The organism is bacterium (genome assembly GCA_035281585.1).
Lineage (GTDB): Bacteria > UBA10199 > UBA10199 > DSSB01 > DSSB01 > DATEDP01.
Genome location: DATEDP010000090.1, coordinates 1 through 26814, shown reverse-complemented (window position 1 = coordinate 26814; position 26814 = coordinate 1). Strand labels below are relative to the sequence as shown.

Sequence of the window (26814 nt, the reverse complement as noted above, 5' to 3'; positions counted from 1 at the left end):
CAGATCCAAGCCATGTACCGCGATTAGTTAGTTACCCCCCTTTGAAAAAGGGGGGCAGGGGGGATTTAAAAGCCGCTGCAAAGCAATCGGGTTTGATTTCTAGGCATTTTCTTCCAACGACCGCTTTAAATCCCCCTTAATCCCCCTTTTTCAAAGGGGGAAATCAATCCGTGCCTAGCAGGAGCAAGCGATAGCCGACGCCGGGCTCGGTGCGAATGAAGGCCTGGTCGGTTCCCCGCTCCAGCTTCCTCCGCAAATGACCGACATAAACCCGAAGGTATTGGGTGTGCTCGACCGCATTGGGCCCCCAAACCTGCTTGAGGATCTGACGATGGGTCACCGCCTTGCCGGCATGCTCCACCAAGAGCCGGAGAATCTCCCATTCGGTGGCGGTGAGCCGAACTTCCCTCGTCCCCACCTTGACGCTGCGAGCCGACAAGTCCACCTCCAAGTCTCCGCTTTGGAAGAGCGGCGACTCCGAGGCCGGAAGGCGATGGCGCTCGGCGACCCGGATCCGGGCCAGGAGCTCGGGCACGCTGAAAGGCTTGGTCAGGTAGTCGTCGGCGCCGCCGTCCAGCGCCCGGACCTTGTCTTCCTCGGCGTCGCGCACCGTCAGCACGATGACCGGAACCTTCGACCATTCGCGCAGCCGGCTCAAGACCTCGAAGCCCTCCATGTCCGGCAGGCCCAAGTCGAGGATGATCAAGTCGGGCCGAACCGCGATGGCTTGGGTGATGCCCTCGTTGCCGTTCACCGCCTCTTCCACCTTGAAGCCTTGGGCTTCGAGACTGACTTTCAGGAATTTGCGGATCGCGGCTTCGTCATCGACCACCAATATTTTCCGGGCGAGGCTCATGCTTCGGTCTCCCGCAGCGAATTGGGAACCGGCGGCAAGGGCAAGGCGATCGCGAACTCGGCTCCACCTCCCGGTCCGGGCCGGACCACGACGCGGCCGCCCTGGATCTCGACCAGGTTTTTGGCGATGGAGAGCCCCAAGCCCAAGCCGCCGCTGGGGCTGCCCGGCAAGCGGAAGAATTTTTCGAAAATGCGGTCCTGCAAATCGCCGGGCACTCCGGCCCCTTGGTCCCGAACCTTGAGCCAAGCCGCCTCGCCCTCGCGCTCGACTCGAACCGAGATCTGCGATCCGGCCGGCGAATAGGCGGCGGCGTTGAGCAAAAGGTTGGTGAGGGCATGCTCCAACAAATGAAAATCGCCTTCGAAGTACATCGAATCGGGCGGCGGCTGCCAATCGACATGATGCCGGCGCAGCGGCGCTTGGACTCGAAGCAAGGCGTCGGCCACCAATTCGGCCAAATCGAACCACTCCCGCTTGGGCTTGAGCATCCCCGATTCGAGCCGGGTCATATCGAGCAAGTTCTCGACCACCCGGTTGAGCCGGTCGACCGAGTCGACGATCTCTTCGCTCATCACCCGGCGGATCTCGGGGTCGGCCGAGGAAGCTTTCTGCTGAATGGCGGTGGCTGCGCCGAGGATGGCCGTCAGCGGGGTCCTCAGCTCGTGGGAGATCGAATTCAATAGGGTTTGATGGAGGCGTTCCGACTCCTGGAGCAGGCGGCCGCGGTTCCGCTCCTCGTCGAAATCCTCCTTGGCCAGGGCCACCGCGATCTGATTGGCGATGACGAAGAGCAGATTCTCCTGCTCCGGCGTCAGCTCGCGCATCGATCGCGGCCGGAACATCAGCACGCCGTACTTGCGGTCACCCAGCTTGAGCGAGATCGCCATCGCCGAGGACATCGGCAAGGTATCGGTCGACCAGCCCGCGACCTTGCCTTGATCGTAGGACCAAGCAGCCACCGCCCGCTCCTTCTCATCGATGGCCATTTCGCCATATGCCGGCTCGGCACCCTTGACGATATTGTCTTCGGTCAGGACCGCGCACTCGGCGTCGAAAAGCTCGGAGATGCGCTGCAGGGCGACCTCCAGCACCGCATCGACTCCCCGAGCCAGGGTCATGGCCTTGAGAATTTCATAAAGAATGTTGGTCTTCTCCTCGCGGAGCCGCAAGGCGCGCTGCTGGCGTTTCAGACGGAAGGTGAAGATGCCGGTCACCAAGGCCACCGCGAAATAGGTCAGGAAGAGCATCAAATCTTCGGGCGCGCTGATGTAGAAAGTGAAATGCGGTGGGATGAAGAAGTAGTTCCAAATGAGCGCGCTCAAGGTGGCGGCCAGCAGAGTCGGTCCCAAGGTCGCAAAAAGCCCTACCCCGATGACACCCAAGAGGAAGACGAAGCCGACGGCGCGGTAGCCCAGGATCGGATCGAGGAAGGCATTCAGGCCGGCGATCGCCAGGATGAAGAGCGTGACCTTGAGATAGGCCGACCAGCGGGCCTCGGCCCGGATCCTCGGGAAAAGGCTCAAGGGCCGGCGCTCGGCCTCGGGCTGCCGGATGATGTGGACGTCGATCCCGCGGGCTCCCCGAGCCAATCGGTCCACCAAGGAGCCGCCGCGGACCAGATCCTGCCAGAAGCGCCGCTCCGGCCGGCCGATCACGATCTGCACCACGCCCTTGGCCAGCGCCACTCGCTGGATCGCGGCGACGACATCGGCGTCTTGGGTGGTGACGACCTCGCCGCCCAGCTCCCGAGCCAATTCCAGGTTTTTGACCAAGCGATTTTGGTCGGCCTCGCTCAGGGTGTGGCCGGTATCCACGTAAAGCGCGACCCAGGAGGTGTCCATCTGGACGGCCATCCGCCGGGCCGCCCGGATCAACCGCTCCGAGAAGGGGCTGTGGCTCACCGCCACCATCAGCCGCTCGCCCGCCCCCCAAGGCCCTTCGGTCGGCCGCTCGGCGGCCAAGCCTTGGAGATCCTGATCGACCTTGTCGGCGGTGGCGCGCAGCGCAATCTCGCGCAGCGCCGTGAGGTTGCTCTCTTGGAAGAAGTGGTCTATCGCCCGGCCGGCCCGCTCGCCCGGATAAATCTTGCCTTCGCGCAAGCGCTTCAGCAGCTCATGGGGCGAAATGTCGATGAGCTCGATCTGGTCGGCCAAATCCAGCACCGAGTCCGGAACCGTTTCCCTCACGTTGACCGCCGTGATCAGCTGGACGACGTCGACCCGGCTCTCCAAGTGCTGGACGTTCATCGTCGAATAGACGTCGATCCCGGCCTCCATCAGCTCGATGACGTCTTGATAGCGCTTGGGATGGAGCGAGCCCGGGGCGTTGGTGTGAGCCAGCTCGTCGACCAGCACCAAGCGAGGCCGGCGGGCCAGGACCGCTTCCAGGTCCATCTCTTCCAACACGGTGCCGCGATATTCGATTTTTTTACGGGGCAAGACTTCGAGCCCGTGAAGCAGGACGGCGGTTTCGGCCCGGCCGTGGGTCTCGACCAAGCCGACCACGACGTCGAGGCCCGCTTTCTTTTGCTCCTGGGCCGCCCGGAGCATCGCGTAGGTCTTGCCGACGCCGGCCGACATCCCGAAAAAAAGGCGCAGCTTTCCCCGCTGGGTTTTAACCTCCTCTTTTCGAATTGCCGCCAGCAATTCATCGGGATTGGGCCGTGTCTTCTCCATTCAGGAGCTATTTTTCAAGGCTTGGCGTCCAAAGCCAAGTTTAATTCCAGCACATTGACGATCTTAGGGGGCGCGAAAAAGCCGCTGGGAGCAAAGGCTTGCCGATGGACCAGCGCTTGAACCTCCGACACCGGCAAGCGCCGGGCCGCGGCCACCCGCTCGGCTTGATAGAGAGCCCCCCCCTCGGTGATGTGGGGGTCGAGCCCACCGCCGGAGGCGGCGGCCAATTCAGCCGGCAGTGGCCGCTCGGGGCTTGCCCCGTACTCGGCGACGGTCTTCGCCGCCCGCTCGGTCAGATCCTTGCTGGTCGGCGACTTGTTGCTGCCGCCGGCGGCGGTAGCGTTGTAATCGACGGCCGAGGGCCGGGGCCAAAAGTAGCGTGGCTGAGTGAATTTCTGGGCGATCAATCGACTTCCGACCACCTTGCCCTCGGCGCCCAGGAGCAAAGAGCCTTGGGCGGTATCCGGCGCCGCCAATTTGGCGAAGGCCAGGATCAGCGCGGTGTAGCCGGCCACGACGACGAGCAAGGTGACGAGGGTCAGACGAAGGCTGGCAATGAGCGATTTCATATCTACCTCATGAATTGCAAATGCTCGGCGATCGGCCCCAAGGCCGCGGCCGGGAAGAAAGTCAAGGCTCCGACGAAGAGGATGGTGGCCAAGAGCATGATCCCGAAAGTCCCGTCCTCGACGCCCAAGGTGCCGGCCGATTCGGCGGCGGGCCGCTTCGCCGCCAAGGAGCCGGCGATCGCCAAGGGCAGGATGATCGGAATGAAGCGGGCCAGGAGCATGATGAGACCGGTCGCGACGTTCCAGGGAACGGTGTTGTCGCCCAAGCCCTCGAAGCCCGAGCCGTTGTTGGCCGTGGCCGAGCTGAACTCGTAGAGGATCTCGCTGAAGCCGTGGGACCCGACGTTGTTCAGGGTCTGGGCGCCCCAATCGGTCGCGGCGAAGAGCGCCACCGGGGCCAGGATGAACAAGGCATGGGAGAAGAGAGCCAGCACCGCCAGCTTGACCTCCCCGGCCTCGACCCGCCGGCCCAGGTATTCGGGGGTCTTGCCGACCATCATGCCGGCGACGAAGACGCCGAGGACGATGTAGATGAACATGTTGATGAAGCCGACGCCGACCCCGCCGAAATCCTCGTTGAGCCACATCCCGATCATCGGCATCAGCCCGGTCATCGGATTGAGGCTGTCATGCATCGCGTTGACCGAGCCGTTGCTGGTTGAAGTCGTCAGCACCGCCCAAAGCGGCCCGGCCGCGGCGCCGAAGCGCAGCTCCTTGCCCTCGAGGTTGCCTTGGTTCTTCTCGATGGCCAAGCTCGAGAAGGCCCGGGTCGGCTCCGATTCGTAATGGACCGCGCCGGCAATCCGCACCGACATCAGAGCCAACATGACCAGGAAAACCACCGTGGCATGGCGCATCCGCTTCACGATCCAGCCGAACATCCAGACGCAGGCCATCGGGATGAGGACGATCGAAACCGTCGAGAGCCCGTTGGTCCAAAAGCTGGGGTTCTCCAGCGGATGGGTGCTGTTGGGCCCGAAGAAGCCGCCGCCGTTGGTGCCGAGCTGCTTGATCGCGACGAAGGCCGCCACCGGCCCCCGGGCGATCACTTGCTCAAGGCCTTCGAGGGTCGCAGCCTTGGCCACGCCGTCCAAGGTCATCGGCAGGCCGCCGAGCACGAAGAGAGCCGCGACGACCATGGCCGCCGGCAGTAAAACCAAGAAGGTCGCGCGCTGGAGGTCGACGAAGAAATTTCCCATCTCCTGGCGGCCGGCCAAGCCCCGGGCCAGCGCGGCCAAGGCCGCCAAGCCGGTGGCCGGGGTGACGAACTGCAGCCACATCAGGGCGAAGAGCTGGGAGAAATAGCTCATCGCGACTTCGCCGGAGTAGTGCTGGAGATTGGTGTTGGTGACGAAGGAGGCCGTGGTGCTGAAAATCAGGCTGGCCTCGATCGGCCCCTTGCCGTCGGGATTGAGCGGCAAGTAGGGTTGCAAGGCCAGGAAAGCGAAGCTCACCAAGAAGATCACCAGGTTGAAGACCAGCAGCGACAGGACGTACTGCTTCCAATTCTGTTGCCGGCGGGTGAAGCTCCCGCCCAAGCCATGGAAGAGGCGATCGAGCTTGGCGGCCAAGCCGCCGTCCGAGGGCTCCGGATCCATGGCCCACTTCATGTAGCGGCCCAGCGGCCAGGAGAGCAAAGCGCTGAGGCCGAGGATAAGCGCGATCAAAACGATGGCTTGTAAATTCATATCAGCCCCAATCCGACCAGCATCAGGTCGATGAGCTTGATCCCGAGAAAAGGCACCGCCACTCCGCCCAGCCCGTAAATCAAGAGGTTCCGCCGCAGCACCGCAGCCGCCCCGGCCGGGCGATAGGCGACGCCTTTCAAGGCCAGCGGAATAAGGACGACGATGATCAAGGCGTTGAAGATCACCGCGCTCAGGATCGCCGACTTGTCCGAATGCAGGCCCATGATGTTCAGGGCCGCCAGCGGCCCGGCCTTGCCGGGCTCGGCATAGACCATGGCGAACATCGCCGGCAGGATCGCGAAGTACTTGGCGACGTCGTTGGACAGGCTGAAGGTGGTCAGCGCGCCGCGGGTCATGATGAGCTGCTTGCCGATCTCGACCACCTCCATCAGCTTGGTCGGATTGCTGTCGAGGTCGACCATGTTGCCGGCCTCGCGGGCGGCCTGGGTCCCGGTGTTCATGGCCACGCCGACGTCGGCTTGGGCCAGCGCCGGCGCGTCGTTGGTGCCGTCGCCGGTCATCGCGACGAGGTGGCCCTTGGCCTGCTCTTCCCGGATCCGCCGCAGCTTGTCCTCGGGCGTGGCTTGGGCCATGAAGTCGTCGACTCCGGCCTCGGCCGCGATGGCCGCCGCGGTGAGCGGATTGTCGCCGGTGATCATGACGGTCCGGATTCCCATTCGGCGCAACTGGGCGAAGCGCTCCTTGATTCCGCCCTTGACCACGTCCTTGAGCTGAACGACGCCCAAGACCTCCTGGTTCTCGGCCACCACCAGCGGCGTGCCGCCGCTGCGCGAGACTTCCTCCACCGATTGCTCGATCGCCTTGGGGAAAACGCCGCCCAATGATTCAACGTGGCGCTTCATGGCCTCGGCCGCGCCTTTGCGGATGATTCGAGCCGGCTGGCCGGCGAGCGGCGGGAAGTCGACCCCGCTCATCCGGGTCTGGGCGGTGAAAGGCACGAAGACCGCGTGGGGCTCGGCCACTTCGCGGCCGCGCAAGCCGAATTGCTGCTTGGCCAGGACCGCGATGCTCCGCCCCTCGGGAGTCTCGTCGGCCAACGAAGCGAGCTGGGCCGCGTCGGCCAGCCGCACCGGCGCGATGCCTGGCACCGGCAAGAAAGCGGTGGCCATCCGGTTGCCGAGAGTGATGGTTCCGGTCTTGTCGAGCAGCAGGACGTCGACGTCGCCGGAGGCCTCGACCGCCTTGCCGCTGGTGGCCATCACGTTGTGCCGAATCAGGCGGTCGATGCCGCTGATGCCGATGGCGCTGAGCAGTCCGCCGATGGTCGTCGGGATCAGGCAGACCAGGAGGGCGATCAAGACCGGAATGGTGAAATCCGCCGAAAAATAGATGCCGAAGGGCTTCAGGGTCACGGTGACCAGCAAAAAGATGAGGGTCAGGGCGGCCAAGAGGATGGTCAATGCGATCTCGTTCGGCGTCTTTTGGCGTTTGGCACCTTCGACCATCGCGATCATTCGGTCGAGGAAGCCCTGGCCCTTCTCCATCGTGACGCGGACCACGATGCGGTCGCTGATCACCCGGGTCCCGCCGGTGACGGCGCTGCGGTCGCCGCCGCTCTCGCGGATGACCGGCGCCGATTCGCCGGTGATGGCGGCCTCGTCGACCGTCGCGATGCCCTCGAGGACCTCGCCGTCGGCCGGAATGGTGTCGCCGGCCTCGCAGACCACGACGTCGCCCTTTTGCAACATCGGCGCCGGCACCCGCTCTTCCCGGCCGTCGACCAGGCGCCGGGCTATCGTGTCCTTGCGGGACTTGCGCAGGCTGTCGGCCTGGGCCTTGCCGCGGCCTTCGGCCATGGCCTCGGCGAAATTGGCGAAAAGAACCGTGAACCAAAGCCAGACCGCCAAGTGAGCGACGAAGCCCCGATTCCCCGGCGAGGTGAAAATCGCGCCGGTGGTCAAAACGGCTCCGACCAGCGTGACGAACATCACCGGATTCCTGAGCATCAGCCGCGGATCCAGCTTCTTGAAGGAATTGGCGACCGCGGGGCCGACCAGGTTCCAGGCGAAAAGCGAGGCGGGTTTATTCGTGGTCATAGAGATCTCCGAGCGGCTTAGAACTTATCGGGCCGCAGCACGGCGATGAAGAGGTAGACGAAGAGCAGCAAGGCGATGATTCCAACGGCGGCGGTTTCCATGGACGTCTTTTCCTTTCGAGCCTGAAGCTAAGGCAAGGCGCGTAAAGCCGGCGTAAATTACAGCCCAAGGCTTGTAAAAAATTGATAAAAAAATCGGGAATTAATTAACGCCGCCGGACTTGCGGAAGGATGAGGCGGAAGGTGGTGCCGCGGCCGAGCTCGCTTTCGACCTCGATCTTGCCCCGGTGAACCCGCACGACGACCAAATGGACGTTGGCCAAGCCCATGCCGGTGCCGCCGGAATGCTCCTTGGTCGTGAAATGGGGCTCGAAAATGTGGGGCAAATTCTCGGGCGCGATGCCGGTCCCGGTGTCCTCGACCTCGATGGTGACCAAGCCGTTGTTGGCCGAAGTCCGGACTCGAAGGAAACCGCCGTTGGGCATGGCGTGGCAGGCGTTGATGCAGAGATTCAAGATCGCGCTCATGAGCGGGCCTTGCTCGCCGAACATGATCGGAGGCTCTTGGCTAAAGTCGGTGACCAATTTGATCCCGGAGCGCTCGCGCATCGATTCGTTGTAGCGCAGGGCTTTTTCGAGCAAGGGCTGGATCGGAATGAGGCGGACGTCGCTTCTTCCACTCAGCATCTGCCGGCTTTCGCGGAAAGTCTCGACGGTGTTGCTGAGCAGGTCGCCCAGCTCGCGAATGCCGCTGAGCAGAGTGGCCATCGAGGAACGGAAAGAGATCGGGGATTCCGAATCCGAAAAACGGCCCGTCGCCTGAAAACGGCTCGGGGCGCCGGGCGGAATCGTCGCTCGATCGTGGACCGGCGGCCGCTCGCTGACCGGCTCCGACCGCTCGAGCATGTTCTCGATATTCCGCTCATGCAGGTAAGCCGAGGCCACCATGTTGCCGACGTCATGGACCAAGCCTTCGGCGAGACTGGCCCGCAATTCCGCGAGACCGGCCGTTTCCTGCAGCTGCCGCAGCTCGGTGCGGTCGGAGAAGTGATGCATCTGATAGCCTTCGCTTCCCTCGATCGGCTGGGATCGAATGTTCCAATAGCCGACATCTTTGCCGCGGCGGGAAAAAGCGAAAATGCCCTCTTCGCCCTCGAGCGGCCGGAAATAATCCGAGATCCTGCCCTCCAGCCATTCCAAAGGCGTTTGCTCGACCAACTCCCGCGCCATTCGGTTCATATAGATCAATCGTCCGACCATATCGGTCACCATGATCGGATCCGCCAAATCTTCCATCATGTTGCGGAACTTGAAAGGTGCTTCGGCGATGCTGGACTGGGGCCGCGCTTCGCCGGCGGCTCGGGGATCGCTCAAGGGACGATGCTTGGGAAGCTCGCCCATCATCGAAACCTGGATCGGTTCCGGCCGCCAAGACTTCCCGCTGATGGCGAAGCCAGCGGCGACCCGCGGCGCAATTTCGAGCCGGGGCCAAGAAAAGCGCGGCCCCGACAGGTCTTGGCTGCGGCTCTCGGCCGCTTGAATCGCCCGGGCGAAGGCCCGCGGTTGAACTTCGTGAAAAATTCGGCCGGCGACGTTGAAGTGCAGCAGCGTCAAAAGCGATTCGCTGAAATTTCCGGCGAGGTCGGAGGCCGGTCTCAGTCCCAAGCGAGCCTCGAAGTCGTGGGCCAGCATCAAGCTGCCGAGCATCGCGCTTTGCTGCAGGGCCGGACCCGAGAAGGGAACGGCTCCGCTCCAACGCAAGGATTGGCTGGCGGCCGGCAGGCCGTGGACTGTCTCGAGGGCCCGCCGGGCTCCGTAGCCCGCGGCCCGCATCAGCCCCAAGGTGATGGCGGTGCTGGCCAGCTCCCGCCCCACACTTTGCCGGCTCCACTCCAACCGCTCGCCCATCAAGGCTCGAACGCCGCGGCTCCCGAAAGTCAGGGCCGGAACCTCGGCGGCCCAACCGGCGACGCCGCCGGCGAAGCGGGCCCCGAAGCCTCGGGTGAAAAATCCAGCCGGCGCGACGCCGAGCCGGCTCAGGGCCAGGAGGCGGGCGCCTTGAAAAGCTCCGGCGCCGAAAGCGAATCCGGCCAAGGTCGCCGGATGCATGGCTTCGTGGAAAAAATTTTGGAGGTGATGCTCGACCTTTTGGCCGACGTTGCCCTGGCCTTGGAAAGCGGCCAGCTGACCCGAGATGCGCCGGCGCAAAGTTTCGGGCACCGACGTGTTTTCGGCCAGGCGGTGAAGAGCCGGAAAGACTCGGGCGGCGCTTTCGGCCCGGCCGGCCTGCATTTGCCGAGCCGCCAAATTCAGCAGCCCTTCGGCCAAAAGCTCCGGATCCCGCTCCCGGTCGAGCGAGCGCAGCTCGCGGCCCAAGGCGGCATTGGCTCCGCCGGCCGGCAAATTTTCAATGATTCCGGATAATAGGGAGCTGTGGCCAATCCCCACCAGTGGAGAAGGAACCGGGCGCAAGATGCCAGACGAGAGTGCTGCCGGAGCCATTCTGCTTTCCTCGAAAATTGTGGCGAATCCCTATGGGGCGTATTATCTCCAGAACGCGGTGGGAGTTGTCTAGTTTTTTCATAGGGTTTTACGATATATCCACAGCAAGGAAACGGCTTCATGCAGGACCGTCTGCTCACACTTTTGCGAAAATACAATGTCGCGGGCCCGCGCTACACCAGCTACCCGACCGTGCCGGCCTGGGTCGAAGGCCTCAAGCCCGAGGACTACCGGGCCAGCCTCCGGAGCTTGAAGGCCGGCGAAACCCTTTCGCTCTATTTCCACCTTCCCTTCTGCGAAAAGCTCTGCCACTTCTGCGGTTGCATGCAGGTGATCACCTCGGATCACTCCCGCTCCCGGCCCTACGTCAACCGAGTCTTGGCCGAGGTCGACCGGGTGGCGGCGGCCCTGCCCTCCGACGTCGGCGAAGTCCGCCAAATTCATTTCGGCGGCGGCACTCCCAATTTTCTTCAGCCGGAGGAATTGTCGGAGATCGCGGCCGCGATCCGGGAGAGCTTCGGAGTTTCGGCCGCGGCCGAATGGGCGATCGAGATGCATCCCCGGACCAGCACCCCGGCCTTCTGCGAAAACCTGGCGAAGCTCGGCTTCAATCGGATCTCGCTCGGGGTTCAGGATTTCGATCCCAAGGTTCAAGCCCTGATCAACCGCTTCCAGACTTATGAGATGACGGCCGAGATGGTGACGCTGCTGCGCCGGCTCGGCTTCGACTCCTTCAATTTCGACCTGATCTACGGGCTGCCCGGCCAAGGCATGGCGGAGTGGCGGCGAACCTTGGCCCAAGTGCTGGAGCTCAGGCCCAATCGGCTCGCGGTCTACAGCTACGCTCACGTCCCGTGGAAGAGCCCGGTCCAGCGCTCCTTCAAGGATTCGGACCTGCCGCCGCCCGAGCTCAAGCTCGAGCTCTTCAAGCTGGCCTACCAAACCTTCCTCGCCTCCGGCTACCGCTCGATCGGCATGGACCACTTCGCCTTGGCCGAGGACGAGCTGAGCCGGGCCTCCGAGGACGGAAGCCTCCACCGCAATTTCATGGGCTACTCGACCAAGGCCGACGCCCACCAGATCGGCTTCGGGGTCAGCGCCATCTCCTTCGTCGGCGGAAATTATTTCCAGAACCTCAAGGAGCTGCCGGCCTACGAAGCCGCCATCGATTCGGGCGAGCTGGCCAGCTTCCGCGGCTTCCTGCTGAGCCGCGACGACTTGATCCGGCGCGACTTGGTGACTCGGATCATGTGTCTCGGCCGGGTCGATACCGCCGACTTCGGGCGGAAGTGGGGCTTGGTTTTCGATGAATATTTCGCCGAGGATTTGAAAAGCCTCGAAGGGCTGGCCGGCGACGGCCTGGTCGAGGTCTCGCCCCGGGCTTTGACGGTGAAGGGCGAGGGCTTTCTCTTCCTGCGGAACATCGCGATGAGCTTCGACCGCTACTTGCCGGCGATCCAAGGCCAGGCCAAGAACCCGACCTTTTCGAAAACCGTCTAATTGTCATCCTGAGCGGGTCCTTGTCATCCTGAGCGAAGCGAAGGATCTGCGACCCACCAAGAAAAAAGGAAATCTGTAGCCCCTTCGCTCTCTACGAACTCCCACCTGATGACCGAAGGGGAGGAGTCTTTCCAAGAACCTTGGCCTTCGCAGATCCTTCGCTTCGCTCAGGATGACCTGGAATTTACGCTTGTTCTTGCGCGAACCTTGGCCTAAGCCCAAGAGCGATGCTCTATCTCTGGGTCAAGGCCTTCCACCTCATCTTCATGGTCGCCTGGTTCGCCGGCCTCTTCTACATCTTCCGGCTCTTCGTCTATCACCGCCAATTCCACGATCAGGAGAACATGCGCCGGGCCTATGCCGTGATGGAGCGCAAGCTGCTCTACGTCATCATGCATCCGGCGATGCTCCTGACTCTGCTCTTGGGGATCCTGCTCATCGCGATGAATCCCTCGGTCTTGCGGGCGCCTTGGTTCCATGTGAAGCTGACCGCGGTGGCCGGCTTGATCGCCTACCAAGTCTTCGCCGGGATCGTGGCCAAACGATTCGCCCGCGGCGACTTCTTCCTCTCGGAGCGGGCCTGCCGCTTCATCAATGAAGTCCCGACCCTGCTGCTTTTTTTGATCGTGATCATGGTCGTGGTGAAACCTTGGAGCTAGGATGATTGGCGTCCTCCTGATCAACCTCGGAACTCCGGCCGTGCCGACGCCCTCGGCGGTCCGCCGTTACCTCCGGCAATTCCTCTCCGATCCGCTGGTCATCGACATCAATCCGGTGGCCCGCTGGCTGCTGGTGAATTTCATCATCGCGCCTTTCCGCTCGCCGAAGTCGGCCAAAGCCTACCGGAAGATCTGGACCGGCCACGGCTCGCCCCTGCTCTTCAACACCCGCAGCTTGGGCCGGGCGGTCGCCGAAAGGCTGGGACCGGATTTCGCCGTCGAGATCGGCATGCGCTACGGCGAGCCTTCGATCGAATCGGCTTTGCGGCATCTGCTCGAGCGCGGCGTCAAGGAGATCCGGGTCTTCCCGCTATATCCCCAGTACTCCAGCTCCGCGACCGGTTCGAGCCAGGCCGAGGTCTTTCGGATCGCCAAAAAGTGGGGAAACCCGGTTCCACTGCGCTTCCTCATGCCCTTTTTCGATCATCCCGGCTTCGTCCACGCCTTCGCCGAGATCGGCCGGCCCCAGTTGGAGAGCTTCCGGCCGGATCACGTGCTGTTCAGCTTCCACGGGCTGCCCGAAAGGCAAATCGAAAAAATCGACCTCGGCGGCAACCACTGCCTGAAATCGCCGGACTGCTGCGACAAGATCATTCCGGCCAACGGCCTTTGCTACCGGGCCCATAGCTTCGCCAGCGCCCGGGCCATCGCCGCCGAGCTTCAGCTGGCTCCCGAAAAATTCAGCGTCAGTTTTCAATCCCGGCTCGGCCGCACGCCCTGGATCAAGCCTTACACCGATTTCGTGATTCCGGAGCTGATCGCCGCCGGCAAGAAGCGGATCGCGGTCTATTGCCCCTCCTTCGTCGCCGATTGCCTGGAGACTTTGGAAGAGATCGGCATCCGGGCCAAGGAGCAGGCCCAAGGCCTCGGCGGGGACCTTCGGCTCATCACTTCGCTCAATGCCGAGCCGGTATGGGTCGAAGCGGTGAGCGAGATGGTGCGGGGGGCCCATGAATAGACTCGACGGCCTTACCCTGAACATCGAGCTGACCCTGATCAGCATCATCCAGGGCGTCACCCTCTTTTTCCTCGTCGACAGCTCGCGAGCCATTTTGCTGGGGGAGCAATATTTCTTCTGGCCCTACGTCGCCACCGGCCTGGTGATCATTTTTCTCTTCTGGTCGCGGGCCATCATCCATACCTTGACGATCATTCGGTGGCCGATGGACTTTGGCCATACCTTCATCTACATCGTCACGGCCTTCATCCAGGCCATCGCCTTTACCCAAGTCTCCAGACCCTCCCACTGGTTCGCGCTCTTCGCGGTCTTGGCGATCTTCATTTGGAGCTTGTTCTTCTGGGATCTGAAAATGATCGAGCGGACCGTCCCTCGCCTCCGCTCGCCGTCGACCCTGGCGCTATTCAATGCGGCGAAACGTTCGCAGCAAAGGAATGTCCGCTACGTCCTGCCCTTCAGCTTCACTTTCAACGTTGCCGCCTACTTGGTCATCTCGCGCTGGCCCGAGATTTTCATCGCTCGGCACTGGCACCTCGCCTTTATCGGCTTCCAATTCACGGCGGCCTCGATCTATCTGGTCGAAGGAATCCACTTCTTCAAACAGACCCTGCACCATTTTCAAGACGCTGAAGAGCCCTGATTTTCCCCCTTTGAAAAAGGGGGATTAAGGGGGATTTAAAGCGGTCGCTGGAAGAAAGAGCCTGAAATCGAGCTCGATTGCTTTGCAACGGCTTTTAAATCCCCCCTGCCCCCCTTTTTCAAAGGGGGGTGGAAATCTTCAATGATCCGACAAAAAGTCGAGCGTCGCCGACCAGAAGGGACTGGCCGGGCCGTCGTTCGAGATGTCGAAGCGCATCAGGTGGGACACGCCGGTCAAGGTGACGAGCTCGGCCTCGCCACCGCCGGTCGCTCCGTAAACCGCGACCTGCTCGGCGGTGCCGGCCTCGCTGCCCGCCGGATCGGGCGAGCCTTGAATGAAGAGCGCGTCGGCTCGGGCCGGCTCGGCGGCTTGAATCGGCGCTTCAAGAGTGAAGCCGATGGCCGGATCGAAGCTAAAGGGAATCGCCGCCAGCTCCAGGAAAACCCCGGTGGGGATGGCCCCCGGCGGCGGCCCCACGATCGAATCGATCGCCGCCGCCAAAACGTCCGGATAAGTTGGTCCGAAGAAGGGCGGAAAAGCAGCCGGATCGCTCGGCAAATAGGGGATCGACGCGACGAAGGCACGGAAGCCCGGATCGAAGAGCATGCCCGAGGCCAGGCCAAAGATCCGGTAGAACGGCGTCGAGATGACGACCGAGCGGACGTCGTGGCGGCGGGCCAGCACCAAGGCGACGTTGTTGCCCAATCCGGTTTCGCCGTAGACGTCCCACTTCGGGATCCCTAAGATCGTCGCGACCGGCCGGGCCACCGCCGCCACCGAGAAGGCGGTGTCATTGCTGTCCACGCCTTGGCCGACTTCAGGATGGAAGGAACTTCCGGTTCCCAGACCGTCAACCACCAAGGGGCAGTAGCCGGCCTTGGCGAACAGCCGTGCCGCATTGAAGCCTTCGCGGCCCGGAATGGAAATTTCGTAATAACCACCGCCATTGGCAAGGCTGCCTTGAACCAGCGCCACCAAACGGCGATCCTGCTTCAGCAGGCACTCCGCGCTTAAGTAGAGCCGCGCCGCCACCGCGCCCTGGCTCGTCGGGATGTTCAGGGACACTTTCACCATCCCGTCGCCCACCGAAACTCCGTCGAGCAGGCCCAAGTTTTTGGCGTCGGCGCTCTCGCCACCGAGCGCCACCGCTTCAGCTTGGTGGATTTGCTCTTCCAAGGAAGTTTCAGAAATGCCGATTTGATTTCCGCCACAGGCTCCCAGGCAGAGGAGTGCGACGACCATGAACAGCTTTTTCATAGCTCACCTCGAGATTTGAATGGATTGAACCTTGCCTAGGAGAAACGTATCAAGACGTTGCGAGCCCCTATACCGCCAGACACCCTAACCCTAAGCACCTACGTTTTGGCGTAATACTAACGAATGAAATGAAATTAGCCAAGAGGCCAAGCGTGAACAAAGTTGACCAAGGTCAACACGTTCTCGACCGGCGTTTCCGGCAAGATGCCGTGACCCAGATTGAAGATGTAGCCGGGACGCGAGCCGACCGCGGCCAAGAGGCGCTCGGCTTCGGCGCGGATCGCCTCGGGCTTGGCGAATAAAAGCACCGGATCGAAATTTCCCTGGACCGCGACCGAACCCAGCCGGTCCCAGGTCGATGCGATATCCACTCGCCAATCGAGGCCGATGACGTCGCCGCCGGCTTCCTTCATGAGCTCCAAGAGCGTCGCGGTGTCGGTGCCGAAGTGAATGGTCGGAACCCCCGCCGGCAGTTCCGAAAACAGCCGCTTCATGTGGGGCAGGACGAATTCGCGGTAAGACTCGGGCCCGAGGCAGCCGACCCAGCTGTCGAAGACCTGCAGGATTTGGCAGCCGGCGGCGACTTGGGCCTTCAAATAGGCGACCGACGCGGTGGTGATCTTCTCCATCAGCCGATGCCAAGCCGCCGGATCTTCCCGCATCAGGACCTTGGTCGGGATGTAATTGCGTGAGCCCTTGCCCTCGATCATGTAGGCGGCGACGGTGAAGGGCGCGCCGCAGAAGCCGATCAAGGGCAGCTTGGGGCTCATTTCCCGGCGAACCCGGCGGATCGCCTCCAAGACGAAGCCGAGGCCGGCCTCGGGGTCCACCGGCTTCAATTGATCGATGTCGGCGGCGCTGCGGACCGGCCGGCCGATCACCGGCCCCAGGCTTTCCTTGAATTCCAGCGGCACCCCCATCGGCTCGACCAAGAGCAGGATGTCGGCGAAGATGATCGCGGCGTCGACGCCGAGCCGCTCGGCGGCGTCCAGCGTCACTTGGGCCGCCAGCTCCGGCGTCTTGCAGAGCGTCAGGAAATCGACCCCGCCGCGGACCCGCTGGTACTCGGCCATGTAGCGGCCGGCTTGGCGCATCAACCAAACCGGAATCCGATCGACCGGCTCCCGGCGGCAAGCTTTCATCATCCGCGAATTTTGCAACTCGGAGGCCGCCGGGAGCCTCGGCGTCGCGATTCGAATCCAGGAATCGGCCGCCCGGGCCCGCTTGCGCTCCACGATTTCGCCGGCGACGCCGGCCATCTGCTCGACCAAGTCGGCCATCTTGTTGGGACTGGCCTCATAGTCGGCGAAGAGCTGAGTCTCGCTCAGGGCCTCGCTGGTGGTCGGGCCGATCGAGCCGAGGGCGACGCGATGGAGGGCCCGGCGCAGTGGCAGCTCTTTTTCGGCCGCGATCTGCAAGAGGTGATAAACCTGAGCCATATTGGTGAAAAGCAGGACGTCGATCTCCCCGGCCAGGATCTTGTCGAGCCCGGCTTTCAGCGGCGCCAGATCCTCGGGCAAGCCCCAGCGGTAAACTTGCAGGGTGCGAAGCTGGGCGCCGCGGGCCTTCAGCTCTTCGAGGAAAGTCTGGTTCGAAACGCCGTACTCGACCACCGCGATCCTTTGGCCGGCGATCATGGATTCTTCTTGGAGGATCGTCAGGATCTCGTGCCAGGTGTTGGGCTCGGGCACGGTGACCGCGACCGGGATCTTGTTGATCCGGCAGACCGAAAGCGGCTTGGGCCCCCGCACCACGACTTTGGCCTTGGCCAGGCCGGCGAGAACCCGCTCCTTGGGCCAGCGGCTGTCGAGAATGGCGAGCAAGGCCTTGAGCCCGACACCGGTCATCAAGATCAGCAGGTCGAATTTCCCGGCCTCGAGCTCCTCGAAGAAGCGGAAAGCGTCCTCGTTGTCTTCCAACGGAACTTCGCGCATCGAAGGGGCGCTGAAGGCGAGGCCGCCGGCCCGCTCGACCAGCTTGCGCATCGGCTCGGCCATCCGGCTCTCCAGCGAGAGGACCCGGAGGCCGGCGAAGTTTTTATCTGAATTCGGCATATACATGTAGGGGCGACCCTCGCGGTCGCCCCATCTACCCAACAATGTCCGTGCCCAAGGCGGGGGCAAGGGCCCGCCCCTACAACGATCTCCCCACCAGCTCGATCAAGGGCTTCAGCTTCGCCATCATCGCCGAGAACATCTCCAAGGTCAGCGACTGGGCGCCGTCGCTCAAGGCGGTCTCGGGGGTGGGATGGACTTCGACCATCAAGCCGTCGGCGCCGACCGCGGCCGCGGCCATCGCCATCGGCGGCACATAGTCGCGGACGCCGGTGCCGTGGGAGGGATCGATGATCACCGGCAAATGAGTCTGCTCGCGGAGCACCGGCACCGCGCTTAAGTCGAGGGTGTTGCGGGTCGCGGTCTCGAAGGTCCGGATGCCGCGCTCGCAGAGGATCACGTCGCGATTGCCTTCCGACAGGATGTACTCGGCGCTCATCAGCCATTCCTTGATCGTCGTCGACATGCCGCGCTTGAGCAGGACCGGCTTCTTGGCCTGGCCCAGCTCCTTGAGCAGGGCGAAATTCTGGACGTTGCGGGCGCCGACCTGAAGGATGTCGGCCGAGCGCTCGACCCTCTCGACATCGCGCTGGCTCATGACCTCGGTGACCAGCGGCAAGCCGGTCTCGGCCTTGGCAATCTCCAAGAGCCGCAGCCCCTCCTCGGCCAAGCCCTGGAAGTCGTAGGGCGAGGTCCGGGGCTTGTAGGCGCCGCCCCGCAGGATTTGGGCGCCGGCGGCTTTGACCGATTGGGCGGTCTTGACGATCTGGGCCTCGCTCTCGACGCTGCAAGGCCCGGCCATGACCGCAAAGGTTCCCGGCCCGATCTTCAAGGAGCCGACTTTGACCGCGGTCGGCTTGGGGTGAAGCTCCCGGCCGGCCAGCTTGTAGGGCTTGGAGATGGGGATCACCGCCTCGACCCCGGCGTGGGTTTGGAGGGCCATCAGGTCCAGCTTCTTCTTTTCATGGCCGATCGCGCCGATGACGTCGCGGTCCTGGCCGTGGATGACGTGGGACTTGAAGCCCATTTCCTCGATTCGCTTGATGACCGCCTTTTCCTGCTCGGGGGTGGCGTCGGTTTTCATCACGATGATCACGATTGTCTCCGCTCAATAGATGGTCTAGAAGCATATCCATGCGGCTGAAGAAAGAACAAATCCAAAAAATCGCGGCCCGGGTCTTCAGCGAGCTCAAGGCCAAGAATCTGCTGATCCTCAAGGCCGAGCCCGAGGCGATCCAGGCCAAGATCGAGCAAGTGATGATCGCCAACTTCCAGGCCGAGGACAAGCTCGACGAGGAGGCCAAGCGGCTCTTCGACCAGTTCAAGTCCAAGCTTCCGCCCGGCGGAGTCAATGAACAAGAGGCCCTGCAGAAGATCCGCAAGCAATTGGCTAAGGATCGAAAATTTGTCTTATGAAAGGCGGGGCTAAAGCCCCTGGCTACGGGATCACGTAGCAAGGGGCTTTAGCCCCGTTTCCCTAATTTATGAAACTCTCCGAAGACCGCATCTCCCACCTCGCCCACTTGGTTTGGGACGCCCTTTATAATGATAATCTGGCCGACTACAGCAACGACGAGGACGCCCTCAAGTGCATCAAGCGGGCGATGACCGACTACCTCCAGACCGACGACCAGATCGACGACGCGGCCCGCAAAACCATCGCTTCGCTGAAGCGCGGGGTCCAGGAGGGATCCCGGGAATGGGACATCCTCTACCGGAAGTATTATGAGGAAGAGGCCAACCGCCGCCGCTTCTAAGTCCTGGAAATTTTATCCACATCTCTTGACAGCCTCGGCCTGAAATTTATATGAACCCCAGTCCTTGGCACTCGTTCACTTGGAGTGCTAACGACCGTTTGGAATAATATTTTTTAATATTTTCATATATTTAGCATAGGAGGACCCATGCCAAAGAAGCTCAATATCCGTCCTTTGAGGGATCGGATCATCGTAAAACGTTTAGACGAGGCCAAAAAAACCAAGGGCGGTTTGTTCATTCCCGACTCCGCCAAAGAGAAGCCGCAGGAAGCCGAAGTCGTTGCCGTCGGCAGCGGCCGGATCGACGACACCGGCAAGGTCATCCCGATCGACCTCAAGGTCGGCGACAAGGTTCTGTTCAGCAAGTACTCCGGGACCGAGATCAAGGTCGACGACGAGGAGTATCTCATCCTGCAAGAGAGCGACATCCAAGCGGTGGTTCTCTAATTTAAATTTTTCAAAGGAGATTTCAAAATGGCTAAGATTATCGCTTTCGAAGAAAACGCCCGAAACAAGATCCTCGCCGGCGTCAACGTCCTGGCCGACGCCGTCAAGGTCACGCTGGGCCCCAAGGGCCGCAACGTCGTCCTCGAGAAGAGCTTCGGCTCCCCCACCATCACCAAGGACGGCGTTTCGGTCGCCAAGGAAATCGAGCTCGAAGACAAGTTCGAGAACATGGGCGCCCAAATGGTCAAGGAAGTCGCCAGCAAGACCAGCGACGTCGCCGGCGACGGCACCACCACCGCCACCGTCCTGGCCCAATCGATCTTCCGCGAAGGTGCCAAGATGGTCGCCGCCGGCCTCGATCCGATGGCGCTGAAGCGCGGCATCGAGAAGGCCGTCACGATCTGCATCGACGAGCTCAAGAAGCTCAGCAAATCGACCAAGGACCGCAAGGAGATCGCCCAGGTCGGAACCATCTCGGCCAACAACGACAAGACCATCGGCGACATCATCGCCGAGGCCATGGATAAGGTCGGCAAGGAAGGCGTGATCACGGTCGAGGAAGCCAAGGGCATGGAAACCACCTTGGACGTCGTCGAAGGCATGCAGTTCGACCGCGGCTACCTCTCGCCCTACTTCGTGACCGATCCCGAGCGGATGGAAGCGGTCCTCGAAAATCCCTACATCCTGATCCACGAGAAGAAGATCAGCTCGATGAAAGAGCTGCTCCCGGTCCTCGAGCAGATCGCCAAGCTGGGTCGCCCGCTGGTGATCATCGCCGAAGAGGTCGAGGGCGAGGCTCTCGCGACCCTGGTCGTCAACAAGCTGCGCGGCACTCTCCAAGTCGCGGCCGTCAAGGCCCCGGGCTTCGGCGACCGCCGCAAGGCCATGCTCGAGGACATCGCCACCCTCACCGGCGGCCAACTCCTCGCCGAGGAGCTGGGCCTCAAGCTGGAAGAGGTCAAGCTCACCGATCTCGGCAAGGCCAAGCGGGTCGTGGTCGACAAGGACAACACCACCATCGTCGACGGCGCCGGCAAGAAGGAAGCCATCGAGGGTCGGGTCAAGCAGATCCGGGCCCAGATCGAGGAAACCACTTCGGACTACGACAAGGAAAAGCTCCAAGAGCGCCTCGCCAAGCTGGTCGGCGGCGTCGCCGTGATCAATGTCGGCGCGGCCACCGAGGTCGAGATGAAGGAGAAGAAGGCCCGCGTCGAGGACGCCCTCCACGCGACCCGCGCGGCCGTCGAAGAGGGCATCGTCCCCGGTGGCGGCGTGGCTCTGATCCGCTGCATCCCGGCCTTGGAGAAGGTCAAGGGCAGCAGCGAGGAGCAGAGCGGCGTCAACATCGTCCGCCGGGCCCTCGAGGAGCCGGCTCGCCAGATCGCCGAGAACGCCGGCGTCGAGGGCGCGGTCGTGATCGACAAGATCAAGGCCGGCAAGAGCACCTCGTTCGGCTTCAACGCGGCCACCGAGGAGTACGAAGACCTCCTCCAGGCCGGCATCATCGATCCGACCAAGGTCACCCGTTCGGCCCTGCAGAACGCGGCCTCGATCGCGGCCCTGATGATCACCACCGAGGCCCTCGTCGCCGACAAGCCCGAGGAGAAGAAAGAGCTCCCCGGCGGCGGCATGGGCGGCGGCATGGGTGGCATGGGCGGCATGATGTAAGCCCGGCCGAAGCGCCTTTTCATTCGAAGCCCCGCTGATTTCGGTCAGCGGGGCTTTTTATTGGAGCTGAGGGTCAAGCACGGGATTTTCCCTTGCGCCCACGCCGGGAAATACCCTAAGAGCGCTGCTCAGAGGGCTATCTGCGTTTTCGGGGAAACGCTTTTAGAGGAGTGTTTCGGATGAAGAAAGTCTTCGCCTTGTCGACGGCGCTGCTCGCGCTTTGGTCGACCGAGCTCACCGCCGCCACTATCACCGTCAGCAGCGCTTCGGACGCCGTCGCCAACGACGGCGTTTGCACCCTGCGCGAGGCGATCACCGCCGCCAACTCCAACACCGCTTCCGGCGCCGCTGCCGGCGAATGTCCGGCCGGCACCGCCGACGATACGATCGCTTTCGCCATCGGCTCCGGCGCCGTGACGATCGCACCGACCTCGACCCTGCCCGACATCGACGACGGCATCACCATCGACGGCACGACCCAGCCGGGCTATGCCGGCATGCCGATCGTCGAGCTGAACGGCACCGGCGCGGTGGCGCCCGGTGACTGGGGGCTGCGGGTGAACGACGCCGTGACGATCTTGAGCCTGGTGATCAACCGTTTTCCCGGCACCGGCATCATCATCGGCGGCTCGACCGCCGACGCGGTGGTCCAAGGCAATTTCATCGGGACCGACGTCAGCGGAACCGCCGATCTCGGCAACGGCGGCCATGGCATCTCGCTCGGCGGCCAGAACGCGGTGATCGGCGGCCCGCTCCAAGGCCAGCTCAACCTGATCTCGGGCAACGCCTTTTGCGGAATCCACGTGGTCGGGAGCCAGGCCACCGGCAACCGGATCGAGACCAATTTCATCGGCACCGACATCTCGGCCACAGCCGCGCTCCCCAACGACTTGTGCGGCATCGTGATCAATAACGGCGCCAACGGCAACACCGTCGGCCTCTCGCTGCTGCAGCACAACGTCATCTCGGGCAACGGCGGCAATGGAGTCGAGATCGGCGGCGGCCTCGCCGGGACCGACGACAACGAGGTCCTAGGGAATTTCATCGGCACCAGCGGCAGCGGAGCCTCAGCCTTGCCCAATGCCGGAATGGGGATCTTGGTCCGCGACGGCGCCATCGACAACCATATCGGCGGCGAAGGCGGGGGCGAGGGTAATATCATTGCCTTCAACGGCGACCGCGGCATCGGCTTCCTTGAGACGGCCGCGACCGGAAACCGCATCCTGAGCAACCTCATCCACTCCAACGGCGGACTGGGGATCGATCTTAGCAACGATGATGTCACGGCCAACGATGCCGGCGATGTCGACGTCGGCCCCAACGGCTTGCAAAATTTCCCAATCCTCACCTTGGCCGACGACTCGAGCGGCAGCGACGTTCTGCTCGAAGGCACCTTCAACGGCCCGGCCAACAGCGATTTTAGGCTCCAATTCTTCGTCAACGACAATTGCGACCCTTCGGGCTTCGGCGAGGGTCAAGCCTTGCTCGGCACCGCCGACGTCACGACCGACGGCAGCGGCAATGCGACCTTCTCTCAGACCTTCGCCGTGCCCTTCGGCGGCTTCTTCACCGCCACCGCGACCAACTTGGTCACCGGCGACACTTCGGAGTTCTCGCCTTGCCTGGCCGGATCGAGCGCTCCGGCCGCAACCCCCACACCGACGCCCACCGCAATCCCGACGCCGAGCGCCACCCCCTCGGCCAGCGCCAGTCCGACACCGACTCCGGACCTGGGCGACAACGTCGCTTTGAGCGGCGGCGGTTGCAGCCTCGGCCAAGCGGCGTCGAGCTTCGGAGCCTGGCCGATGCTCCTGCTCCTGAGCTTGGCTTTGCTCCGACGTCGAAGTGCTAAATAGCGGGACTCTATGGATGGGAGGGTTCAGGACCGGCGTCCTGGCTCGGCGAGACGAAATAAACAAAACTTCGATCGAGATCCAAGTGGCTAAAATCGCAATAGCCGGTGACGACCCCATGCTGCATCGGGCTGTACTTCCAGGCCTCCGGGTCATTGATGATGTCTTTCCGGCCTTGTTTAGCCAAATCACGCATCGCCTGATCGGGCGAATGCAGCATCATGGAATTGAAAATGGTGTTTGCCGCCTGGACTTTACCCATCCGGTGTAAGCTTCGGGCGCATTCGTAGTATTTTTCTTCCAACTCGGCTCTATTTCCGGTGTCCTGAATTTGGCAAAGTCGCTCGGCTTCCGCCGTCGAAAGCTGGAAATTCGAAACATAATTTTTGGAGAACTTGGAAGGGGTGCATTCCCCTTCCTTGGGAATCTCGTTTTTAGACTTGGACCGGGAACATCCGCTGAGAAAACCGGCAACCAAAACGGCTGCGGCAATGACAGGTATCATATGAGCCCCTTTTTTGGCCTTTATCGCTAAAGCAAGGCCACGGTTGCTTCCAGAGATTTTCGGCTCAAAGCTTCCCCCTTTGAAAAAGGGGGGACCGAGGGGGGATTTAACGCGGCGACCGCAGCCGCAATGCTCGCAGCAGTTTGCCACGGCCCTTAAATCCCCCCTAACCCCCCTTTTTCAAAGGGGGGAATGAGATCGTGCTTTTTCCGGAATCCGCTAATTTCTTTTTGCCTTTTTTAGGGGAGGTGCTAGATTCGGCGCCAGACCTGCTGGATTCTAACGCGTTGAATCACTTGAAGATTTTCGAGAGCCCCTTGGAGGTTTTTTCATGAAGCGCTTCCGTCGTTTTCTTGCCCTGGCCGGAGCCCTCGCGATCAGCACTTTCACCTCGACCTCGGCCCAGGCCCTGAGCTTTTCGGCCCATGGCTACTACCGGCTCTTCGTCGACTGGTCCCTCGATCTCGACACCCAAAAGCCCTCCAACATCGCCCAAGGCAAGCAGCTCGGCAATGACCGCTTCGGCAACATCCTCTTCGGCCAGCAGCGCTTCCGGATCGACCCGATCCTCAAGATCAACGACAACATCTCCTTTCACGCTCAATTGGACCTGCTCGACGACGTCATCTTCGGCACCAACGACGTCACCCAGCTCACGGTTTTCAACCCGATCGTCGGCACCATCACCCTGCCCGGCGGCGCCGGCGCCTTCGGAGTGACCGGTCCCGAGGCCGGCGACATCGTCACCGGCGGCGGCGGAAGCCTCAACGTCCGCCGGCTCTGGGTCGACATCCTGACCCCGATCGGAAAATTCCGCATCGGCCGCCAGCCCAGCAACTGGGGTCTCGGCATCTTCCAGAACGACGGCAACGGGATGTACGCCAAGTTCGGCGACACCTTCGACCGCTTCCTGTATTTGGGAAAATACGATTTCTCGGACTCGAGCAGCTTGGCTTTCGCCTTGCTGGCCGACTTCGTCTTCAACGACCAGCAAGATCCGACCATCGGCTTGCTCGAGGAAAACATCGGCACCGTCAGCAACGGCACCTACCAGCTGACCGCCGCCCTGATCTACAAGCGGCAGGATTGGGAGATCGGCACCTACTCCGGCGTCCGGCTCCGTGACGGCACCGGCCGGCGCGAAGGCACTGCCCTCGACGCCAACGGCAACGAGGTGCCCGGCGCCATCGACGGCAACACCCGGGCTTATTTCTTCGACCTCTACGGCCAATGGCAGCGCGGACCTTACCGGGTCGCCGCCGAGTACGTCTTCCTGGGCGGCACCATCGGAACCGACGTCTGCATCAACGCGATCTCGGTCCCGGCCGGCTTCGAAAATCCCCTGCCCAACCCGGTCTGCCTCGACGGCGACAACAGCCTGCAAGTCCACTTGGGCGCCTTGGAGGTCGAAGGAAAATACGATTTCGGCGGCGAGTGGAAGTTCATGGCCGGCTTGGCCACCGGCGACTCTTCGCCGCTCTCGGAGCGAATCACCCAATTCGGCTTCCGGCCGGATTACGAAGTGGCCCTGATGCTCTTCAACATGCCGCTGGGCACCTCGCCGGCCATCCAGGTCAACGGCGAAACCAAGCTCGGCAACTTGCCCCTCACTTCCAACCGGGTGAACAACGCGATCTACGTCGGCGGCACTTACCTTCACCGCTTCGACATCTCCAACGCCATTCCCCAGGCCCAGTACTTCAAGGTCGGCGGCCACTTCCTCACCGCCTGGGCGCCTTCGCGAGTCTTCGACATCGATTTCGCCGAGATCACCGGCATCCCGACCCTGCCCCGGGTGGTCAACGAGAGCCGCTGGTACGGCATCGAGGCCGACGTCATCCTCGAGGCCAAGTTCTTCGAGCACTTGATCTGGAACATCACCGGCGGCGTCTTCATCCCCGGCGGCGTCTTCGACATCAAGAACGACGACTTCGAAAACTCGGTCCTCGACGGCAATCCGATCAACGCGATCCAATTTGACCGGGCCTCGCCCGCGTACGCGGTGCGATCGACGATTTTCATCGAGTTCTAAACCTCTCCCCTTGCGGGAGAGGTCGCCCCGAAGGGGCGGGAGAGGGGGCGTGGCACTAAGCAAATGCTGCTTATGCCGCGCCCCCTCTCCCGTCTTCGGTCTTCGACCGAAGACACCCTCTCCCGCAAGGGGAGAGGGGAATATTGTTTGGGGGAAGATTATACAAAAAAGGCGCCCAGACCCGAGAGCCCAAGCGCCCTTCTGCGTGAGAAAGTGAGAAGCCTTCCCAGCGCAAGAAAACATGGTGCCGCTATCTTTAAAAAGATCGGCGACCTGCCCCTGAAGTTGCCCCACATTGTCGTCTTAACCGGAAATCCGAAGGCCCAATCAAAAGAGATAGTAATTCCGGGGCCAAGCCAAAGCATAGGCCTTTTTGAGCTCGGCTTCGGAAAATCCGCCCAGCTCCGGAACCCGAGTGTTTTCCTCAACATGGGAAGATTGACGCATCCCGCAAAGCACCGTCGAAACCGCCGGCTCGGCCAGGCAAAACTTGAGGGCGGCCTGGGCCAAAGTCTCGACTTCTCCCCGCACCAAGAAGGAAAAAGCGCCGGCCCGCTCGACCGTCTCGGCCAGCCGCCCTTCCTTGAAATAAAAATGTCGCCAATCGCTCTTCGGGAAAACGGTGTCGACCCGTAGCTTGCCGCTCAAGCCGCCTTCGTCCAAAGGCACCCGCACCAGGACCGCGACCTTCCGCTCGCGGCACAGCGGAAAGAGCCGCTCCCTCGCGCTTTGGTCGAAAAGGTTGTAGATGACTTGGATCGAATCGACGAGGCCACCGGCCACCAGGCTCAAGCCGGAGTCGGCCTGGTGGTCGTTGAGCGAAACCCCGAAATGACGGATCTTGCCTTGGGCTTTCAGAGCGGCCACCGCTTCCCGCCAATCGCCCTGCTCCAGCCATTCCTCGTTCCACACGTGAAGCTGCTGAAGGTCGAGCCGCTCGACGCCGAGGTTCTTGAGCGACGTTTCGGTTTTCCCGATCAGGTAATCGGCCGGAAAGGCCTCCTCGGCCCGAATCCCCGGCGTCGGCGGCCATACCATGTTTTTGGGCGGACATTTGGTGGCCACGTAGGGGCGATGGC

At 62.3% G+C, this 26814-nt stretch carries 22 protein-coding genes; 10 read left to right on the top strand and 12 right to left on the bottom strand.

Annotated features, from left to right (window positions below; translation table 11 throughout):
- Positions 1-163: 163 nt before the first annotated feature.
- The 7 genes from VJR29_07170 to VJR29_07140 all read right to left on the bottom strand — a co-directional run bounded on the left by VJR29_07170 (position 164) and on the right by VJR29_07140 (position 10345).
- Complete coding sequence (locus tag VJR29_07170; protein ID HKY63183.1) at positions 164-856, bottom strand: response regulator; 693 nt, start codon at positions 854-856, stop codon at positions 164-166.
- Positions 853-3531: a sensor histidine kinase KdpD gene (locus VJR29_07165; protein ID HKY63182.1), complete on the bottom strand. Its 2679-nt coding sequence runs from the start codon at positions 3529-3531 to the stop codon at positions 853-855. The genes VJR29_07170 and VJR29_07165 overlap by 4 nt, the downstream gene beginning before the upstream one ends.
- Before the next feature lie 14 nt (positions 3532-3545).
- Positions 3546-4100, bottom strand: a complete 555-nt coding sequence (locus tag VJR29_07160) for a potassium-transporting ATPase subunit C (GenBank protein HKY63181.1) — start codon at positions 4098-4100, stop codon at positions 3546-3548.
- Between the two features lie 2 nt (positions 4101-4102).
- Positions 4103-5788: a potassium-transporting ATPase subunit KdpA gene (gene kdpA / locus VJR29_07155; protein HKY63180.1), complete on the bottom strand. Its 1686-nt coding sequence runs from the start codon at positions 5786-5788 to the stop codon at positions 4103-4105.
- On the bottom strand, positions 5785-7845 hold the full coding sequence (gene kdpB / locus VJR29_07150) for a potassium-transporting ATPase subunit KdpB (GenBank protein ID HKY63179.1): 2061 nt from the start codon (positions 7843-7845) through the stop codon (positions 5785-5787). The genes kdpA and kdpB overlap by 4 nt, the downstream gene beginning before the upstream one ends.
- A gap of 17 nt (positions 7846-7862) precedes the next feature.
- Positions 7863-7946 (bottom strand): K(+)-transporting ATPase subunit F, encoded by an 84-nt coding sequence (gene kdpF, locus VJR29_07145; protein HKY63178.1) that lies wholly within the window; start codon positions 7944-7946, stop codon positions 7863-7865.
- A 104-nt stretch (positions 7947-8050) separates the two neighbouring features.
- Positions 8051-10345, bottom strand: a complete 2295-nt coding sequence (locus VJR29_07140; GenBank protein ID HKY63177.1) for an ATP-binding protein — start codon at positions 10343-10345, stop codon at positions 8051-8053.
- A 120-nt stretch (positions 10346-10465) separates the two neighbouring features.
- Here VJR29_07140 and hemN point away from each other — a divergent pair, with 120 nt between their 5' ends.
- The 4 genes from hemN to VJR29_07120 all read left to right on the top strand — a co-directional run bounded on the left by hemN (position 10466) and on the right by VJR29_07120 (position 14162).
- Positions 10466-11845, top strand: a complete 1380-nt coding sequence (hemN, locus tag VJR29_07135; GenBank protein HKY63176.1) for an oxygen-independent coproporphyrinogen III oxidase — start codon at positions 10466-10468, stop codon at positions 11843-11845.
- 227 nt (positions 11846-12072) lie between these two features.
- Positions 12073-12504, top strand: coding sequence for a protoporphyrinogen oxidase HemJ (gene hemJ / locus VJR29_07130; GenBank protein HKY63175.1), 432 nt, complete (start codon positions 12073-12075; stop codon positions 12502-12504).
- 1 nt (position 12505) lies between these two features.
- Entirely contained in the window at positions 12506-13522 is a 1017-nt protein-coding gene (hemH, locus tag VJR29_07125; GenBank protein HKY63174.1) for a ferrochelatase, read from the top strand.
- Positions 13515-14162 carry a hypothetical protein gene (locus VJR29_07120; GenBank protein ID HKY63173.1) on the top strand — a complete coding sequence of 216 codons (648 nt, stop codon included), beginning with the start codon at positions 13515-13517 and terminating at the stop codon, positions 14160-14162. The genes hemH and VJR29_07120 overlap by 8 nt, the downstream gene beginning before the upstream one ends.
- 138 nt (positions 14163-14300) lie before the next feature.
- Here VJR29_07120 and VJR29_07115 read toward each other — a convergent pair whose 3' ends face one another.
- The 3 genes from VJR29_07115 to aroF all read right to left on the bottom strand — a co-directional run bounded on the left by VJR29_07115 (position 14301) and on the right by aroF (position 18569).
- Entirely contained in the window at positions 14301-15404 is a 1104-nt protein-coding gene (locus VJR29_07115) for a hypothetical protein (protein ID HKY63172.1), read from the bottom strand.
- Between the two features lie 149 nt (positions 15405-15553).
- Positions 15554-17473 carry a uroporphyrinogen decarboxylase gene (gene hemE, locus VJR29_07110; GenBank protein HKY63171.1) on the bottom strand — a complete coding sequence of 640 codons (1920 nt, stop codon included), beginning with the start codon at positions 17471-17473 and terminating at the stop codon, positions 15554-15556.
- A gap of 79 nt (positions 17474-17552) precedes the next feature.
- Positions 17553-18569, bottom strand: coding sequence for a 3-deoxy-7-phosphoheptulonate synthase (gene aroF / locus VJR29_07105; protein ID HKY63170.1), 1017 nt, complete (start codon positions 18567-18569; stop codon positions 17553-17555).
- Between the two features lie 38 nt (positions 18570-18607).
- Here aroF and VJR29_07100 point away from each other — a divergent pair, with 38 nt between their 5' ends.
- The 5 genes from VJR29_07100 (at position 18608) to VJR29_07080 (ending at position 23201) form a co-directional block, all read left to right on the top strand.
- Entirely contained in the window at positions 18608-18889 is a 282-nt protein-coding gene (locus tag VJR29_07100) for a DUF507 family protein (protein ID HKY63169.1), read from the top strand.
- Positions 18890-18957: 68 nt separating this feature from the next.
- Positions 18958-19230: a DUF507 family protein gene (locus VJR29_07095; protein ID HKY63168.1), complete on the top strand. Its 273-nt coding sequence runs from the start codon at positions 18958-18960 to the stop codon at positions 19228-19230.
- A gap of 147 nt (positions 19231-19377) precedes the next feature.
- Positions 19378-19677: a co-chaperone GroES gene (gene groES / locus VJR29_07090; protein ID HKY63167.1), complete on the top strand. Its 300-nt coding sequence runs from the start codon at positions 19378-19380 to the stop codon at positions 19675-19677.
- A gap of 27 nt (positions 19678-19704) precedes the next feature.
- Positions 19705-21345, top strand: coding sequence for a chaperonin GroEL (groL, locus tag VJR29_07085; GenBank protein HKY63166.1), 1641 nt, complete (start codon positions 19705-19707; stop codon positions 21343-21345).
- Between the two features lie 179 nt (positions 21346-21524).
- The gene (locus VJR29_07080) at positions 21525-23201 is read left to right on the top strand and encodes a CSLREA domain-containing protein (protein ID HKY63165.1); all 1677 of its coding nucleotides are present in this window, start codon (positions 21525-21527) and stop codon (positions 23199-23201) included.
- Positions 23202-23208: 7 nt separating this feature from the next.
- Here VJR29_07080 and VJR29_07075 read toward each other — a convergent pair whose 3' ends face one another.
- Positions 23209-23703 (bottom strand): hypothetical protein, encoded by a 495-nt coding sequence (locus VJR29_07075; GenBank protein ID HKY63164.1) that lies wholly within the window; start codon positions 23701-23703, stop codon positions 23209-23211.
- A 331-nt stretch (positions 23704-24034) separates the two neighbouring features.
- On the opposite strand from VJR29_07075, the gene VJR29_07070 reads away from it, so the two are divergent.
- The gene (locus VJR29_07070) at positions 24035-25735 is read left to right on the top strand and encodes a hypothetical protein (GenBank protein ID HKY63163.1); all 1701 of its coding nucleotides are present in this window, start codon (positions 24035-24037) and stop codon (positions 25733-25735) included.
- Positions 25736-26062: 327 nt separating this feature from the next.
- Here the strand turns inward: VJR29_07070 and VJR29_07065 are convergent.
- Positions 26063-26814, bottom strand: a 752-nt coding sequence (locus tag VJR29_07065; GenBank protein HKY63162.1) for an aldo/keto reductase, incomplete at its 5' end; no start/stop codon positions are given.

Coding starts and splice junctions, on each gene's coding strand:
- kdpA (HKY63180.1), bottom strand. CDS start 5,788: ATGAATTTACAAGCCATCGTTTTGATCGCGCTTATCCTCGGCCTCAGC.
- hemN (HKY63176.1), top strand. CDS start 10,466: ATGCAGGACCGTCTGCTCACACTTTTGCGAAAATACAATGTCGCGGGC.
- VJR29_07140 (HKY63177.1), bottom strand. CDS start 10,345: ATGGCTCCGGCAGCACTCTCGTCTGGCATCTTGCGCCCGGTTCCTTCT.
- VJR29_07080 (HKY63165.1), top strand. CDS start 21,525: ATGAAGAAAGTCTTCGCCTTGTCGACGGCGCTGCTCGCGCTTTGGTCG.
- VJR29_07070 (HKY63163.1), top strand. CDS start 24,035: ATGAAGCGCTTCCGTCGTTTTCTTGCCCTGGCCGGAGCCCTCGCGATC.
- VJR29_07165 (HKY63182.1), bottom strand. CDS start 3,531: ATGGAGAAGACACGGCCCAATCCCGATGAATTGCTGGCGGCAATTCGA.
- groES (HKY63167.1), top strand. CDS start 19,378: ATGCCAAAGAAGCTCAATATCCGTCCTTTGAGGGATCGGATCATCGTA.
- VJR29_07115 (HKY63172.1), bottom strand. CDS start 15,404: ATGGTCGTCGCACTCCTCTGCCTGGGAGCCTGTGGCGGAAATCAAATC.
- VJR29_07075 (HKY63164.1), bottom strand. CDS start 23,703: ATGATACCTGTCATTGCCGCAGCCGTTTTGGTTGCCGGTTTTCTCAGC.
- hemH (HKY63174.1), top strand. CDS start 12,506: ATGATTGGCGTCCTCCTGATCAACCTCGGAACTCCGGCCGTGCCGACG.
- VJR29_07100 (HKY63169.1), top strand. CDS start 18,608: ATGCGGCTGAAGAAAGAACAAATCCAAAAAATCGCGGCCCGGGTCTTC.
- VJR29_07095 (HKY63168.1), top strand. CDS start 18,958: ATGAAACTCTCCGAAGACCGCATCTCCCACCTCGCCCACTTGGTTTGG.
- groL (HKY63166.1), top strand. CDS start 19,705: ATGGCTAAGATTATCGCTTTCGAAGAAAACGCCCGAAACAAGATCCTC.
- hemE (HKY63171.1), bottom strand. CDS start 17,473: ATGCCGAATTCAGATAAAAACTTCGCCGGCCTCCGGGTCCTCTCGCTG.
- VJR29_07170 (HKY63183.1), bottom strand. CDS start 856: ATGAGCCTCGCCCGGAAAATATTGGTGGTCGATGACGAAGCCGCGATC.
- VJR29_07160 (HKY63181.1), bottom strand. CDS start 4,100: ATGAAATCGCTCATTGCCAGCCTTCGTCTGACCCTCGTCACCTTGCTC.
- kdpB (HKY63179.1), bottom strand. CDS start 7,845: ATGACCACGAATAAACCCGCCTCGCTTTTCGCCTGGAACCTGGTCGGC.
- hemJ (HKY63175.1), top strand. CDS start 12,073: ATGCTCTATCTCTGGGTCAAGGCCTTCCACCTCATCTTCATGGTCGCC.
- VJR29_07120 (HKY63173.1), top strand. CDS start 13,515: ATGAATAGACTCGACGGCCTTACCCTGAACATCGAGCTGACCCTGATC.
- kdpF (HKY63178.1), bottom strand. CDS start 7,946: ATGGAAACCGCCGCCGTTGGAATCATCGCCTTGCTGCTCTTCGTCTAC.